Here is a 13,685-nt window from a genome sequence, read left to right on the forward strand (position 1 = left end):
GGCTGAACTTCGGGTGATTTGCGGCGAATTCGTGGGTATCGTCCCATTTGTCGAATGGAACAGCCATACGGGGGAGGAAGACATGGCTAACAACCAGCTGACCCAGGCCGGCTTCCAGGAGTCCTGGCGCTGTCGCCGGCGCCGGTGGGCCCGCCGCCGCTGCTGCGGTTACCGCAGGTGGTGGGGCTGGGGGTGGTAGAGCAACCCCGTGAGAGCCGGCGGCCCAGCCGCCGGCTCTCCCTTACGCTCTCCGGCCGTGAACTCGCTCCCGCCGTTTCCATCCGCCGAACATTTCGCGAGTTCTGGCCGGACACCAAAGGTCTGCGCCGGTTCTTCGCGTGTGGCGTGGTGTTCGCCGTCCTTGCAGCACTCTGCGAGGTCGCCGCGATCCGCCTGTTCGGGCACATCACCGACGACGTGCTCGCCACACGCGATCTGGACGCCTTCTGGGCGCCCGCCCTCACCTGGCTCGGGCTCGCCGCCTTCGCCGGGGTGACGTCCTTCGTCGGGACGTACGCCACGGCCTACGGCGCGGAACGTTTCCTGCTCGCCCTGCGCGACCGCGTGTTCGCGCACATCCAGACCCTGTCGCCGGACTTCTCGGAGAACCGGCGGCTCGGCGACCTCATGGCCCGGCTGACCGACGACGTCCAGGCCATCGAGGAACTGGTCGGCTCCGGCCTGGTCAAGCTGTTCACCACCGCGGCCAGCGTGGTGTTCTTCGCCGGCGCCGCCTTCCTCATCCGCTGGGACCTCGCGCTCATCACGATGGCGCTGATCCCGGCGTTCCTGGTCGTCTCCAAGCTGTTCGCGGCCAGGTTCAGGACGGCGGCGGCGCGCGAGCGGCTCAGCAACGGCGCCATGAACAGCGTGCTGGAGGAGGGTCTGGCCAACCAGGCGCTCGTCCAGGCCTACAACCGGCAGGGGGCCGAGTCCGGGCGCCTGCACGGCGAGGGCCGCCACTGGCTGCGCGCCAACCTGTCCCAGGCCTGGCTGTCGGGGCTCTACCAGCCCGTCGTCCAGGTCATCGAGACGGTCTGCCTGATCGTCATCATCGGGTTCGGCGCCTGGGAGATCGTCTCCGGACGGCTCACCCTGGGCGGCCTGCTCGCCTTCGCCGCCTACCTGGCGATGCTCTACCCGGCCGTGCAGAGCCTGGGGGAGCTCGCGCTGACGGTGTCGGAGGCGGCGGCGGGGTCCGACCGCGTGATCGAGGTCCTGCGCGCCCGGCCCCTCGTCACCGACCGCGAGGGGGCGGTGGCGCTGCCCGGCCGGGCCGAGGGACGGGTGGAGTTCGACGGCGTCGGCTTCACCTATCCGGGACGCACACGGCCCGCCGTGCGCGATGTGTCGTTCACCGCCGGGCCCGGCGAGCTGATCGTCTGCACCGGGCCCAGCGGGAGCGGCAAGTCGACGCTGGCCAAGCTGCTGCTGCGCTTCTACGACCCGGAACGCGGCCGCATCCTGCTCGACGGCCGCGACATCAGGGGCCTGACGCGGGAGTCGCTGCGTGCCAACGTGGCGATCCTGCACCAGGAGACGCTGCTGTTCTCGGGGTCCGTACGCGACAACATCGCCTACGGCCGGCCGGGCGCCTCGCTCGACGAGGTGATCAGGGCGGCCGAGGCGGCGGGCGTGCACGACTTCGTCAAGCTGCTGCCCCAGGGGTACGACACCCCGGTCGGTCAGCGGGGCCGGCTGCTGTCCGGCGGCCAGCGGCAGCGGATCGGGATCGCCAGGGCCATCCTGCGCGACGCGCCCGTCCTGGTGCTCGACGAGCCGATGACCGGGCTGGACGACGCCACCGTCGCCCAGGTCATGAAGCCGCTGCGGCGGCTGATGGCCGGGCGCACGACCATCCTCATCACCCACGACCTGCGTCACGTGCCGGAGGGCGCGCGAGCCGTGGAGCTGGAGCCGCTGCCCCGCGAGGAGCGCATCCGGCTCAAGCGCGTCGGCTCGTTCGGCCTCAGGCCGCCGCTGGCGGCGCCGCCCTGAGCGGCCGGTGTGACAGGTCCCATGCGGCCGCCCCTCCTGGCTCCGGCCAGGGCGGGCGGCCGCGCCACGCCGGGCTACCGCCCGGTAGAATCGGAGCCCTCCCTCCGCTTGCCGAAGGCAGGTTCCCCATGGGCGACCACAGCTCCGCCCGGCCGTTACGCGCCGACGCCCGCCGCAACCGCGAGCGGGTCCTGCAGATCGCGCAGGAGGCGCTGGCCGCCGACGGGCTGACCATCTCCCTCGACGAGATCGCCCGCCGCGCCGGGTTCGGGGTCGGCACCGTTCACCGGCACTTCCCCACCAAGGAGGCGCTGCTGGAGGCGGTGCTGCTGGGCCGGGCCGAACGTTTCGTGGCCGACGCCCGCGCACTGGCCACCGCCGAGGACGCCGGGCGGGCCTTCTTCGGCTGGTTCTGCCGGGTCGTCGAGCAAGCCGCGGCCCACCAGGTGCTGTGCGACCTGCTGGAAGGCGGCGCGGGGCCGGCGCCGCGGCCCGGCTCGACGCTGGAGGCCGACCTGGCCGACGCGATCGGGCGGCTGCTGGCCCGCGCGCAGCGCGCCGGAGCCGTGCGCCGCGACCTGTCCGCCGACGACGTGCGCGACCTGCTGCGCGGCGCCCTGGCGGCCGAACGCCGCGCGCGGGGCAGGGGCGCGGCCGGGCGGATGGCGGCCGTGATGTGCGACGGCATGCGCGCCGGGGTGAGGTGACCGGTCGTGAGGTACGGCGGGCGGCCCGAGCCCGACTGACCGGCCGGTCAAGGGTGTGTCGTCATATGGCTACAGATCGTCACCCTCGAGGCAGTTTCTCCGCCGAATCCGGCGGACATCCCCAAGGCGTAGGAAAGGGACTCCCCTTCAGGCCCATCGGGCCGGGGTCCGGTCAGCTCGGGAGGTAACCCGTGTTCGCTCTCATCGCCGCCCTGTTCTTCCTGCTCGCCCTGATCTTCGACATCGCCGGCACCGCCGTCGGCAACGTGCTCACCGCGGGCACGCTCACCACGGCCGGGCTGCTGTGCGTCGCCCTCCACCTGCTGGGGGTCGGCGCGGGATGGTCGCCGCTCAAGCGGTGAGGGCGGGTCCACCGGGGGCCGTGCGCGAGATCGTCCCGCGTGCGGCCCCTCGCCGTGCCCGTGGGCGCCCGGCCCGGCGTCAGGCCAGGGTGAAGCGGACCTCGCGGGTGGCCGGGTCGGCCTGCGTCAGGCGGACGGTGACCCGCTCGCCCAGGGGCAGGACGCCGTCGCAGCGGGCGATCACGGCCGGCTCGACGAGCTGCACCTGGCCGCCGCCGCGGCGCTCGTCCACGTCGATCACCATCGCCTCGAACGCCTGCCCGATCCGCTCCCGCAGCAGGAACGCCTCCACCAGGTCCACGCAGGCCCGGTCGACCGCACCGGCGCGGCGGCCGGTCGCCGACATGATGTCGGGCAGCAGCGGCAGCGCGGCCCGGACGTCCGAGGGCACCGGCTCGCCCGCCGCGACCGCCAGGCACACCTCGGTCGCGTACCGGTCCACCAAGCGCCGCAGCGGAGCCGTGACGTGCGCGTACGGCGCCGCCACCGCCGAGTGCTCGGCCAGCTTGGGCGGCGCGCCGTCGAAGGCCGCGTACCCCGCGCCGCGCAGCAGCACCTTCGACTCCTGCAGGAACGCCGCCTGCTGCGGGTTCTTGGGGTCGAGGTCGTGCACGACCTCTCCGTAACCGGCGCCCTCGGGCCACGGCACGCCGAGCGCCTGCGCGACCCTGCGCACCTTGGCCAGGTCCTCCGGCTGCGGCGCGGGCAGCACGCGCAGGATGCCGATCTCGGCGTCCAGCATCATCGAGGCGGCGGCCATGCCGGTCAGCAGCGAGATCTGGGCGTTCCACGCCTCGGCGGGCAGCGGCATGCGGTACTCCAGCCGGTAGCCGCCGTCGTCGTCCCGGACGACCTCCTGCTCGGGCGTGGGCAGCGTGACGCCGCCGCGCGCCCGCTCCAGCCCCAGCCGCAGCGCGCCGATCTCGGCCAGCAGGCTCAGGGTGCCGTCGGCGGTGCCGGTGTCCACGGCCGCCTGCACGTAGGCGTAGTCGAGCCGTTCGCGGCTGCGCACCCGGGCGCGCTGCACGTCCGCGCCGACGATCCGGCCCTCGGCGTCGAGGTCGACGCGCCAGACCGCGGCCGGCCGGATCGCTCCGGGCAGCAGGCTCGCCGCGCCCTCCGACAGCACCCTGGGATGCAGCGGCACCCTGCCCACCGGCAGGTACACCGTCTCCCCCCTGGTACGGGCCTCGGCGTCGACCCGGCCGCCCGGCCGGACGAAGGCGCCGACGTCGGCGATGGCGTACCAGACGCGGTAGCCGTCGCGCAGCCGTTCCAGGTGCAGGGCCTGGTCGAGGTCCATCGAGCCCGGCGGGTCGATGGTCACGAACGGCACGTGGGTCAGGTCTTCGGCGTCAAGCCTGGGCACCTGCGCCACCCAGTCGGCCTCGTCGAGCACGTCCTGGGGGAACCCGGCGGGCAGCCGCTGCTCGCGCAGCACGCGGTCGAACCCGTCCTCCAGCCTGGCGGGGATCGGGCCAGGAACCTGAATCATCGACACGCCCACAACCTACTCAAGGCGGGCGTACCGTCACTACTGGGGCGTCAGGTGGGCGTCGAGGCCGGTGATGCGCAGCAGGCGCTTCATGTTGGGCGGGACGTTGGCCAGCCGCAGGCTGGTGTGCCCGCGGGCGGCCTGGTTGTGCAGGGAGACCAGGATGCCGAGCCCGGCCGCGTCGATGAAGGACAGGCCGCCCACCTCGATCACCACCGACATGTCCGGCCGCCGCGCGCGCCCGGCCTCCTCCAGCACGCCGAGCAGGTGGCCGCGGACGGCCTCGGTGGTGGCGATGTCGAGCTCGCCGCTCAGGGAGACGGTCACGGTCGTGTCGTGGCGGCTGGTGGTCAGGTGAAGAGAATCCATGTCGGCTCCCCGCTGTTGGTCCGGGCGGGGGAAGTGGTGCTGACTACGGGGACCCGCCCCTGGCCGAAGGCGCCGGATGCGATGATCGTCACGCAGCGCTACGGTCTGTTTCCGAAGAGGAGTGTACATGCCCTCCTGTCCGGCCTCGCGGAGCAGGCCCCTCCGTGCGAAGAGCCCGACAAGACCGGCGCCGCGGGCGTTGCGGGCGGGGGCGTACTGCCCGGTAACGTCTCGTTCCACCTGATGTACTGACATTGAGGAGCGTGACGTGCCCCCCGTGATCCTTTCCGCCGCCGGCTCGGCCCTGGTGCTCGACGACTCCGGCCCCGGCCTGCCGCGGGTGCGGCACTACGGCGCCGACCTCGGGCAGGTCACCGGCGCCGACCTGGCACCCGCCCTGCTGTCGCTGACCCCCGCGCTGGCGCTGCTGCCCGGCCAGGACGAGTCCTGGTTCGGCCGGCCGGGCCTGTCCGGTGACCGGGCCGGTGAGCACTGGCCGGTGCGCTGGAGCGCCGAGAGCGTCGAGACGGCGGCCGAGCCGGGCGCGGGCGGCCGCGTCACCGTCGCCGCCGTGGACGCCGAGGCGGGGTTGCGGCTGCTCAGCGAGCTGGTGATGGACGCCTCCGGCGTCGTCACGATGCGGCACACGGTGACCAACACCGCCGCCTCGCCGTACCGGCTGCAGGGGTTGACGTGCGCGCTGCCGCTGCCCGCCAGGGCCGGCGAACTGCTGGACTTCACCGGACGGTGGGCGCTGGAGAAGGTGCCGCAGCGCAGGGAGTTCGGGCAGGGGGTGTGGTCGCGGGAGAGCCGCCGCGGCCGCACCGGCCACGACGCGACCGGCCTGCTCGTCGCCGGCACGCCCGGCTTCGGCTTCCGCTCCGGCGAGGTGTGGGCCGTGCACGCCGGGTGGAGCGGCGGCCACGTGCACTACGCCGAACGGCTCGTCGAGGGCCAGGCCGTGCTGGCCGCCGGCGAACTGCTCGAACCCGGCGAGATCACCCTTGCCCAGGACGGCGCCTACAGCACCCCGTGGATCTACTTCACCTGGTCCGGCAGCGGCCTGGACGAGGCCGCCGGCCGCCTGCACGACCACCTGCGCGCCGCCCGTCCGCTCCCGGTGCGCCCGGTCACCCTGAACAACTGGGAGGCGACCTACTTCGACCACGGCCTCGACCGGCTGCGCGAGCTGGCCGACAAGGCGGCCGCCGCCGGCATCGAACGGTTCGTGCTCGACGACGGCTGGTTCCGCCACCGCCGCCACGACCGGGCCGGGCTCGGCGACTGGTACGTCGACGAGGACGTCTGGCCCGGCGGCCTGCACCCGCTGGCCGAGCACGTGCGCGAGCTGGGCCTGCAGTTCGGCCTGTGGTTCGAGCCCGAGATGGTCAACCCCGACTCCGACCTGGCCCGCGCCCACCCCGACTGGATCCTCGCCCGCGCCGACCGCCCGCCCGCGCTCTGGCGCAACCAGCAGGTGCTCGACCTGGCCCGGCCCGAGGTCTACGACCACCTCCTCGACCGCCTCGACACGCTGACCCGCGAGTACGCGCTGGACTACATCAAGTGGGACCACAACCGCGACCTGGCCGAGGCCGTCCACGACGGGACGCCCGGCGTGCACGCGCAGACGGCCGCGGTCTACCGGCTGATCGACGAGCTGCGCCGTCGCCACCCCGGGCTGGAGATCGAGTCGTGCTCGTCGGGTGGCGCGCGCATCGACTACGGCGTCCTGGCCCGTACCGACCGCGTGTGGGCCTCCGACAGCAACGACGCCCTCGACCGGCAGGCCATCCAGCGCTGGACCGGGCTGCTGGTGCCGCCGGACCGCATGGGCTGCCACGTCGGCGCGCCCCACGACCACATCACCGGCCGCGCGCTGCCGCTCGCCTTCCGGGCGGCGACCGCGATGTTCGGCCACATGGGCGTGGAGTGGGACCTGACCTCGGCGAGCCCGCAGGAGCTGGCGGAGCTGGGCGTCTGGATCGCGCTGCACAAGCGGCTGCGGCCGGTGCTGCACGCGGGCCGGGTCGTGCGGGCCGACCATCCCGACCCCTCGACGCTGCTGCACGGGGTCGTGCTGCCCGAACGGGCCGTGTTCGCCTGCGTCCAGCTCACCAGCCGGGTCACCGTCAGCCCGGAACCGTTGCGGCTGCCGGGGCTCGACCCGGCCGCGCTGTACGAGGTGCGCGCCGCGGGGCCGCTGCCGGAGGGCGCGGGGCTGCCGCAGTGGGTGTTCGCGCCGGCGCGGGTGCCGGGGGCGGCGCTGGCCGAGCTGGGGTTGCCGGGGCCCGCGCTGCGTCCGGCCTCGGCGCTGGTCTTCGAGGTCGAACGGGTGGCCGCGGGGCGGCAGGCCTGACCGATCGAGCCCCGGCCCCAGCCGCTGGGCCACCGCCCGGACACCAGCTCGAGTCACCCTGGAACCAGCTCGGATCGTACGGGTGCCAGGCCCGGTCGTACGGGTGCCAGCTCGGGTTGTACGGGCGTCAGGCCCGGTCGTACGGGTGCCAGCTCGGGTTGTACGGGCGCCAGACCGGCCGGTCGGGCATCAGCCGCGGCCGTCCTGGCGCCGCCCGGCCGTCTGCCCCGGTTGCGTGAGGACCACTCCCGGTCGCGCGGTGCTCGGGCCGGGTGCCGGTTCCTGTCGGCGTGCTCGGTCGTGTGCTCAGTTGTGCGGTCAGTGACGCGGTCAGTGGGTGGCCGGGCGCCAGGGGGCGTCGGCGGGGGAGGGGCGCCAGGCCGCCCAGTCGATGCGCACCCGGTCCGGCCGGGCCGGGTCCACCTTCACGGGCAGCACCGCGCCCGGGACCACCAGGCCCATGGGGATGCGCGGCAGCGTCTGGCGGTGGGCGACCCGGTAGGCGGGGCCCTCATGCGGCTGGACCACCAGGCCGAAGCTGACGACGGGCTGGTCGTTGACGGACATGTGGGTGTCGGCCATCGACTCCACCACGGCCTGCGCGGGAATCCCGGTCGCCAGGAGCCGCTGGCCGTTCCTCGCCATGATCAGGAACGGCACGCCGACCGCGGCCGTGATCAGCGTCGTCCCGGCGGTGATCGCCACAGCCAGCAAGATTCCCGTGGTCACTGTGCTTCCCCAGTTCTGTCCTCCGCCCGGCGTCCGGGCGGTTCGTTCCGTTCGATCTCGAAGGACTTTCTAGCCGGGACGGCTTGACCGCCGCTTGATCGCCGGTTGCAAGATCCCGTCGCCGACCTGGTTTATTTCACAGGTAAAACACCTGGTAACCTTTTTGGGATGCCCAGTGCCCTCCGACCTCGTGCCCGATCCGTGCCGTCCCCTCCCTCGCCGTCGCCCGGTCCCCACTCGGGATCACCGTCAGGGCCGTCGTCGGGGGCGTCGTCGGGGTGGCGTGCGCGGCTGCCCGTGCGTGCGGCGCTGCGTCTGGGGCCCGTTGGCGACATCTGGCACAAGCCTGCCCTGAGCGCCGTCGTCGCCCTCGCCGTCCCGCTGCTCGCCCTCCTGTGGGCCGGACGGCTCGACCTGGTGCCCTACGCCGCCGCCGGCTCGATGTGCGCCTTGTACGGTCACGGCCTGCCGTACGCGGCCCGTGCCAGGGCGCTGGCCTGGGTGGTGCTGGGCATGACGTCCGGCACGGCGGTCGCGCTGGTCGCCTCGGCCCTCACCGGCTCGGTCGCCGTCCGGGTTGCGGTGGCCGCCCTGCTGGCCGGGCTGCACAAGGCGGTCTGCGACGCGACCCGGATCGGGCCGCCGGGGAACGTCGTGCTCACGTTCGTCGCGGCCAGTGCGGTGTTCGTACCGCAGGAACTGGGCGACGTGCCCGCCCACGTCGGCCTCGGGCTGCTCGGCGGGCTCCTCGCCTGGACGGTCGGCATGGCCCCCGGCCTCCTCCGCCCCGACGGCCCCGAACGCATCGCCGTCGCCCGCGCCCTCGAATCCACCGCCCACCTCCTGCGGACGTCCCCCGACCCCCGCGACCTCTCGGAGGCCGGCGATTTCTCCGAGGAACGCGAGTCCGCCGCGGTTCGGCAGGCGCACCATGCCGCTGCGGCGGCGGTCAACGCCGCCTGGCAGACGCTCATGCGCTCCGGCGTCCCCGTTCGGCGTCGCGACGCGCTGTCCTGGCTGCTGGTCCGCGCAGAGTCGGCCGCCGCTGGGATAGCCGAGGAGACCGGGCCGGGCGCTACGAGGGTTCCGGGCGCTCCCGGGGCTTCGGACGCTTCAGGTGTTTCGGGCGCTTCGGGTGTTCAGGGAGTTCGCGGCTTTCGTGCCGTTCAGGGTGTTCAGGGCGTTCGGGGCGTTCCAGGGGTGCGGGGGGTTTCTGGGGCTCCGGCCCCTTCCGGGGCCGCGCGGCGGGCCGTCGTCGGAGAGTTCGCCGGCTGGGCCCGGGACCTGCGCAAAGGCCGCCCACTGCCGTCCCCGCCCGGGGTCGCGCTCCCCGCGGACGAGCGGGCCGAACTCGCCGGTGTCGCGGCTGAACGGGACGAGTTCGCGACGATCGGAGCGGACAGGCCGGGGCACGCAGCAGCGGGCGGTGGAGTGCGGTGCGGGGGAGGGGGTGGCGTCGTGCGGGTGATGGTCGAGGTGGCGAGACGGTGGCGGGTGGTCGGGATGGTGTTCGCCGGGGCCGCTGTGGCCGGATGGGGGTCGATGGCGTTGGGGGTGGGGAGGCCGTACTGGGCGGTGGTGACGGCGGCGGCGGTGTTCGCGGCCAACACCACCCTTTCCTGGAGCCGCGCCATCCAGCGTGTCGTCGGCAACCTGCTCGGCGTCGGGCTGTTCACCCTGGTCGCCCCCGTGACCCGGCTGGGCGCGGTGGCGCTCGTCGTGGCCGTTCTGGCGTTGCAGTTCGCGACGGAGGCGGCCATCACACGCAACCACTGGCTGGGGAGCGTCTTCGTCACGCCGATGGCCATCCTCATGGGGGAGTTCGCCGGGACGCGGCCGGTGGCCGAGCTCGTGGCCGATCGATGGCTGGACACGTGTCTCGGCGCGGTGGCCGGGTTGCTGGCCTGCGTGCTGGTGCCGGACCGGAGGGCGGCCCGGCGCGTACGGGCGGGGCTCGTACGTCTGGAGCGGATCCTGGCCGGGACGCCGGAACCGGGGGAGCGTGACCGGCTCCGCGCGGCGCTGGTTGAGGTCCGCGAAGCGGCCGACGTGGCCGCGGGCGAGTGGTGGACCGGGGCGCTCCCGCACGAGCGCATCGCCGCCGCCGAGCGCGCCGGCCACCGCAGACTCGCCACCCTGTACGCCTGATCGCTCTGCCCGGGGCCGAGGGGGCGCCGTCGGCGCGTACGATCGGAGCCACCGGAAGATCGGCACGATGAGAGGAACGAGCACGTGGAGGACGCCGTCGCGAAGGCGTTGCGGCAATGGCGGCAGGTCCTTCCCGACGCCGACCTCGACACGATCGCCGTCATCGGCAGGCTCAACCGCTGCGCCGCGCTCCTGCAGCAGGCCGCCGACGCCCCGCTCGGGCGGGCCGGGGTGAGCCGCCCGGAGTACGACCTGCTGTGCGCCCTGCTCAGGGTCGGCGGCGAGCTGACGCCGGGCAGGCTGGCTCGCGAGACGTTCGCCTCGGGAGCCGCCGTGACCAAGCGGGTCAGGCGGCTGGAGGAGATCGGCCTGGTCGCCCGTCGGGTGGACGAGCGGGACCGTCGTGTCGCCCACCTCTCGCTGACCGGACGCGGCAGGGAGCTGATCCTGCGCCTGCTGCCCGAGCAGCTCGACTACGAGACCGAGCTGCTGGAAGGGCTTCCCCGCGACCGCGAACGCCAGCTCGCCGACCTGCTGGCCGAACTGCTGCTCGTCCTGGAAGGCCGCCTCGGCGGCCTGCTCGGCTGAGCCCCCTCCGTCTCCGCACCCCCACCCCCACCGCCGCACGGCGGGCCCGGCCCGGGAGTGAGGGTCGGGTGGCGGACGGATGGAGGAGGTGGGGAGCGGGGTTAGGGTGGCCGCGTGCATATCGACGAATGGCTGCAAGCGATCCCCGCCGCCTGGTTGTGCGCGATGGTCGCGCTCGTGATCGGCCTGGAGAGCCTCGGCATCCCGCTGCCCGGCGAGATCGTGCTGGTCAGCGCCGCCATTCTGTCCGCCAAGGGCGTGGTCAGCCCGGTCGCCGTCGGCGTGTGCGCGAGCGCGGGGGCGATCGTGGGTGACTCCGCCGGCTACGCCATCGGGCGCAAGGGCGGCCGCCGTCTGTTCGAACGGCTGGGCCGCCGCTTCCCCCGCCACTTCGGCCCCCGCCACGTCGCCAAGGCCGAGGACTACTTCCACCGGTACGGCGTCTGGGCCGTGTTCGTCGGCCGCTTCATCGCGCTGCTGCGCATCCTGGCCGGGCCGCTGGCGGGGGCGCTGCGCATGCCGTACTGGCGGTTCGCCGTGGCGAACGTGCTGGGCGGCATCGTGTGGGCGGGCGGCACCACCGCGGTGATCTACTATCTCGGGATGGTGGCCGAGAAATGGCTGAAGGGCTTCTCCTGGGTCGGGCTCGGGGTGGCCGTGCTCTTCGGCATCGGCACCACGCTCTACCTCAAGCGCCGCGCGGCCTCAGCGCTCGATGAGGGTGACCTCGAGGGAGTAGTGAGAGGCCCGATAGACGTGTGAGCCGTGCTCGACGGCCCGGCCCTGGTCGTCGTACGTCGTCCTGATCATGGTGAGCAGCGGCGCGCCGCGGCGCTCGTCGAGCAGCTTGGCCTCGACCTGGCCGGCGGCGCGGGCCCCGATGCGCTGGTTGGCCACCCGCATGCGCACGCCCGCGCCGCGCAGCACCTCGTACAGGCCGCGGCCCTCCAGGTCGGCGGCGGAGAGCGGGGCCAGGCCCAGCGGCAGCCAGTTGTGCAGCACGGCGAGCGGCTCGCCGGCGGCGAAGCGCAGGCGTTCGAGGTAGAGGATCTCGGTGCCGGGCTCGACGCCCAGGATGGCCGCCTTGTCCTCCTCGGCCGGGCGCGGCTCCAGCGCGAGCACCTGCGTGGCCGGTTCCTGGCCCGAGCGGCGCAGGTCGTCGTAGAGGCTGGTCAGCTCGACCGAGCGCTTGACCTGGCCGTGCACCACCTGCGTGCCGACGCCGCGCTTGCGGACCAGCAGGCCCTTGTCCACGAGGTATTGGATCGCCTGGCGGATCGTCGGCCTGGACAGGCCGAGCTTGTCGGCGAGCAGGATCTCGTTGTCCAGCCGGGAGCCGGGCGCCAGGTCGCCGCGCCGGATCGCCTCGGCGATCTGCTCCGCCACCTGGAAGTAGAGCGGCACAGGGCTGGATCGGTCCAGGTCGATGGCCAGGTTCGGGGTCATGCTGATCAGCCTAACCGAGGTCAGAATGTCAAGACAAATAGCGAGTGGCGAGCAGCGCGGGCAGCCCGGCGAGCGAGGTGAGGCGGGGGAATCCGGCCGGCGCCGCCTCGGCGCCCAGCCGGTCGATCCACACCGAGGGCATGCCGGCCGCCGCCGGGCCGCGTACGTCGTTGTCGAGGTCGTCGCCCACCAGCAGCACCTGCTCGGGCGGCAGCCCGAGGGCCCGCGCCGCCGCGGCGTAGCAGGCGGCGGACGGCTTGAAGTGCCCGCCCAGGCACTCGCCGGTCAGCACCGGGCCCACGTCGAGGCCGAGCGCGCGGACCTTCGCCTCCTGCACGCCCTGCGAGCCGTTGGTCAGGACGCCCAGCGTGTAGCCGCGCAGCTCGGCGAGCGCCGGGGCCACGTCGGGGTAGGCGGCCCAGCCGCGCCGGTAGTGGTCGGCGTAGCTCGCGAAGGCGGCCTCCAGGTCGGCGGGCGCCTCGACGGACAGCTCCCGGCACAGGGCGCGCACCCGGCGGCGGCGCTGCTCCTGCCACGAGCACTCGCCGGCCTGCCAGGCGGCCAGGTGGGGGATCTCCAGCGCCGCCCACAGCGAGGCGACCTCGGGCAGGCGGGAATGGCCGGGGACCAGCTCCGACGCCCACGCGGTGATCGCGGCATCGGCCGCGCCGCGATGGTCGAGCAGAGTGCCGTCGAGGTCGAACAGGATGCCCTTGATGGTGCCGCTCACCCGGCGAGCATATCGGCGGCGACGCGGGCCGCCGTCTCGCGCGGCGGGTAGCCCAGGGTGAGGCCGCGCACCGAGCGCGGCGCGCCGGCGAAGCGGGCCTCGGCGTCCTCGCCCAGCACGTAGGCCAGGGCGGGGGACAGGCCGCGATGCGACTCCAGCGCCGCCACCTCGGCCGCGGCCCGCTCGGGGGCAGGGCCTCGTGGTAGTCGGCGATCAGGGAGTCGAGGTCGAAGAGCCGCTCGTAGGGCTCGGTGGTGCCCGCCACGACCCTGACGGCCGCGCCGTCGGCGCGTGCCCGGTAGACCAGGCCGGTGCCGCCGCTCTTGGCGAACCAGCGCAGCGCCTCCTCGGCGGGCAGGGTGAAGGTGCCGTACGGCTTGCGCCCGTACAGCAGGGCCTCGGCGATCCAGCGGTCGCACCACTGCTCGTCGCGGTACGGCGTCGGCGACCCCGGGTCGCAGCTCAGGCCCTGGGCCAGCACCGGGTTCCAGGCCGAGACCAGCGGGCTGCTGAAGCGCGGCATGCGGGGGCCGAGGCAGCGGCTCAGCGCGTAGCCGTACCAGACGGTGACGACCTCGGTGCGCCGCTTGGGACGCCTGCGCTCGTAGGCGCCGTTCATCACCTGGCCGTCGGGGTGGCGCCAGGGGCCTGGTTCGGTGGCCTGGTCTGCGGGGACCCGGGGGGTGCGGTAGTCGGGATTGAGCGTCCACGCGTCCGCCACAGTGTCGGCTCCTTCGGCGTCGGGGTCGCGGCA

General features: G+C 74.0%; 15 protein-coding genes. 9 read left to right on the forward strand and 6 right to left on the reverse strand.

The genetic code is table 11. From position 1 onward, the window contains the following. The first annotated feature begins 348 nt into the window (after window positions 1–348). From ACNF49_RS23745 to ACNF49_RS23755, 3 genes are all read left to right on the forward strand, one after another. Window positions 349–1,998 (forward strand): ABC transporter ATP-binding protein, encoded by a 1,650-nt coding sequence (locus tag ACNF49_RS23745; protein WP_357977378.1) that lies wholly within the window; start codon window positions 349–351, stop codon window positions 1,996–1,998. Between the two features lie 128 nt (window positions 1,999–2,126). After that, the gene (locus tag ACNF49_RS23750; protein ID WP_482945018.1) at window positions 2,127–2,705 is read left to right on the forward strand and encodes a TetR/AcrR family transcriptional regulator; all 579 of its coding nucleotides are present in this window, start codon (window positions 2,127–2,129) and stop codon (window positions 2,703–2,705) included. A gap of 191 nt (window positions 2,706–2,896) precedes the next feature. Then, entirely contained in the window at window positions 2,897–3,067 is a 171-nt protein-coding gene (locus ACNF49_RS23755) for a hypothetical protein (protein WP_352331507.1), read from the forward strand. 79 nt (window positions 3,068–3,146) lie between these two features. On the opposite strand, the gene ACNF49_RS23760 is transcribed toward ACNF49_RS23755, so the two are convergent. Together ACNF49_RS23760 and ACNF49_RS23765 are read right to left on the reverse strand one after the other, a co-directional pair. Further along, on the reverse strand, window positions 3,147–4,562 hold the full coding sequence (locus ACNF49_RS23760) for an RNB domain-containing ribonuclease (protein WP_482945574.1): 1,416 nt from the start codon (window positions 4,560–4,562) through the stop codon (window positions 3,147–3,149). 39 nt (window positions 4,563–4,601) lie between these two features. Then, window positions 4,602–4,931 (reverse strand): STAS domain-containing protein, encoded by a 330-nt coding sequence (locus tag ACNF49_RS23765; RefSeq protein WP_357977387.1) that lies wholly within the window; start codon window positions 4,929–4,931, stop codon window positions 4,602–4,604. 81 nt (window positions 4,932–5,012) lie between these two features. Between ACNF49_RS23765 and ACNF49_RS23770 the strand changes: the two genes are divergently transcribed. Both ACNF49_RS23770 and ACNF49_RS23775 read left to right on the forward strand, forming a co-directional pair. After that, entirely contained in the window at window positions 5,013–5,183 is a 171-nt protein-coding gene (locus tag ACNF49_RS23770; RefSeq protein ID WP_482945019.1) for a hypothetical protein, read from the forward strand. Window positions 5,184–5,199: 16 nt separating this feature from the next. Then, window positions 5,200–7,290: an alpha-galactosidase gene (locus ACNF49_RS23775; protein WP_482945020.1), complete on the forward strand. Its 2,091-nt coding sequence runs from the start codon at window positions 5,200–5,202 to the stop codon at window positions 7,288–7,290. A gap of 330 nt (window positions 7,291–7,620) precedes the next feature. Here ACNF49_RS23775 and ACNF49_RS23780 read toward each other — a convergent pair whose 3' ends face one another. After that, the gene (locus ACNF49_RS23780; protein WP_357977393.1) at window positions 7,621–8,019 is read right to left on the reverse strand and encodes a DUF3592 domain-containing protein; all 399 of its coding nucleotides are present in this window, start codon (window positions 8,017–8,019) and stop codon (window positions 7,621–7,623) included. 297 nt (window positions 8,020–8,316) lie between these two features. Between ACNF49_RS23780 and ACNF49_RS23785 the strand changes: the two genes are divergently transcribed. The 3 genes from ACNF49_RS23785 (at window position 8,317) to ACNF49_RS23795 (ending at window position 11,517) form a co-directional block, all read left to right on the forward strand. Further along, window positions 8,317–10,167, forward strand: a complete 1,851-nt coding sequence (locus ACNF49_RS23785; RefSeq protein WP_482945021.1) for an FUSC family protein — start codon at window positions 8,317–8,319, stop codon at window positions 10,165–10,167. Between the two features lie 84 nt (window positions 10,168–10,251). After that, entirely contained in the window at window positions 10,252–10,755 is a 504-nt protein-coding gene (locus ACNF49_RS23790) for a MarR family winged helix-turn-helix transcriptional regulator (RefSeq protein ID WP_352364113.1), read from the forward strand. 114 nt (window positions 10,756–10,869) lie between these two features. Next, a complete protein-coding gene (locus ACNF49_RS23795; RefSeq protein WP_357977400.1) occupies window positions 10,870–11,517 on the forward strand; it encodes a DedA family protein in 648 nt (215 codons plus the stop codon). Here the strand turns inward: ACNF49_RS23795 and ACNF49_RS23800 are convergent. From ACNF49_RS23800 to ACNF49_RS23810, 3 genes are read right to left on the reverse strand one after another with little or no spacing between them, the layout of a single operon-like run. After that, complete coding sequence (locus tag ACNF49_RS23800; RefSeq protein ID WP_357977403.1) at window positions 11,461–12,201, reverse strand: GntR family transcriptional regulator; 741 nt, start codon at window positions 12,199–12,201, stop codon at window positions 11,461–11,463. The genes ACNF49_RS23795 and ACNF49_RS23800 overlap by 57 nt on opposite strands. 28 nt (window positions 12,202–12,229) lie before the next feature. Then, entirely contained in the window at window positions 12,230–12,931 is a 702-nt protein-coding gene (locus ACNF49_RS23805; RefSeq protein WP_357977406.1) for an HAD family hydrolase, read from the reverse strand. Beyond that, on the reverse strand, window positions 12,928–13,098 hold the full coding sequence (locus ACNF49_RS23810; protein ID WP_482945022.1) for a hypothetical protein: 171 nt from the start codon (window positions 13,096–13,098) through the stop codon (window positions 12,928–12,930). The genes ACNF49_RS23805 and ACNF49_RS23810 overlap by 4 nt, the downstream gene beginning before the upstream one ends. 144 nt (window positions 13,099–13,242) lie before the next feature. Between ACNF49_RS23810 and ACNF49_RS23815 the strand changes: the two genes are divergently transcribed. Further along, complete coding sequence (locus tag ACNF49_RS23815) at window positions 13,243–13,485, forward strand: hypothetical protein (protein ID WP_482945023.1); 243 nt, start codon at window positions 13,243–13,245, stop codon at window positions 13,483–13,485. Window positions 13,486–13,685: the final 200 nt, after the last annotated feature.

This window comes from Actinomadura sp. ATCC 39365, from assembly GCF_054392275.1.

Excerpts from the sequence above, each read along its gene's own strand:
- ACNF49_RS23760 (WP_482945574.1), bottom strand. The coding sequence starts at position 4,562 with ATGATTCAGGTTCCTGGCCCGATCCCCGCCAGGCTGGAGGACGGGTTC.
- ACNF49_RS23765 (WP_357977387.1), bottom strand. The coding sequence starts at position 4,931 with ATGGATTCTCTTCACCTGACCACCAGCCGCCACGACACGACCGTGACC.
- ACNF49_RS23750 (WP_482945018.1), top strand. The coding sequence starts at position 2,127 with ATGGGCGACCACAGCTCCGCCCGGCCGTTACGCGCCGACGCCCGCCGC.
- ACNF49_RS23800 (WP_357977403.1), bottom strand. The coding sequence starts at position 12,201 with ATGACCCCGAACCTGGCCATCGACCTGGACCGATCCAGCCCTGTGCCG.
- ACNF49_RS23770 (WP_482945019.1), top strand. The coding sequence starts at position 5,013 with ATGATCGTCACGCAGCGCTACGGTCTGTTTCCGAAGAGGAGTGTACAT.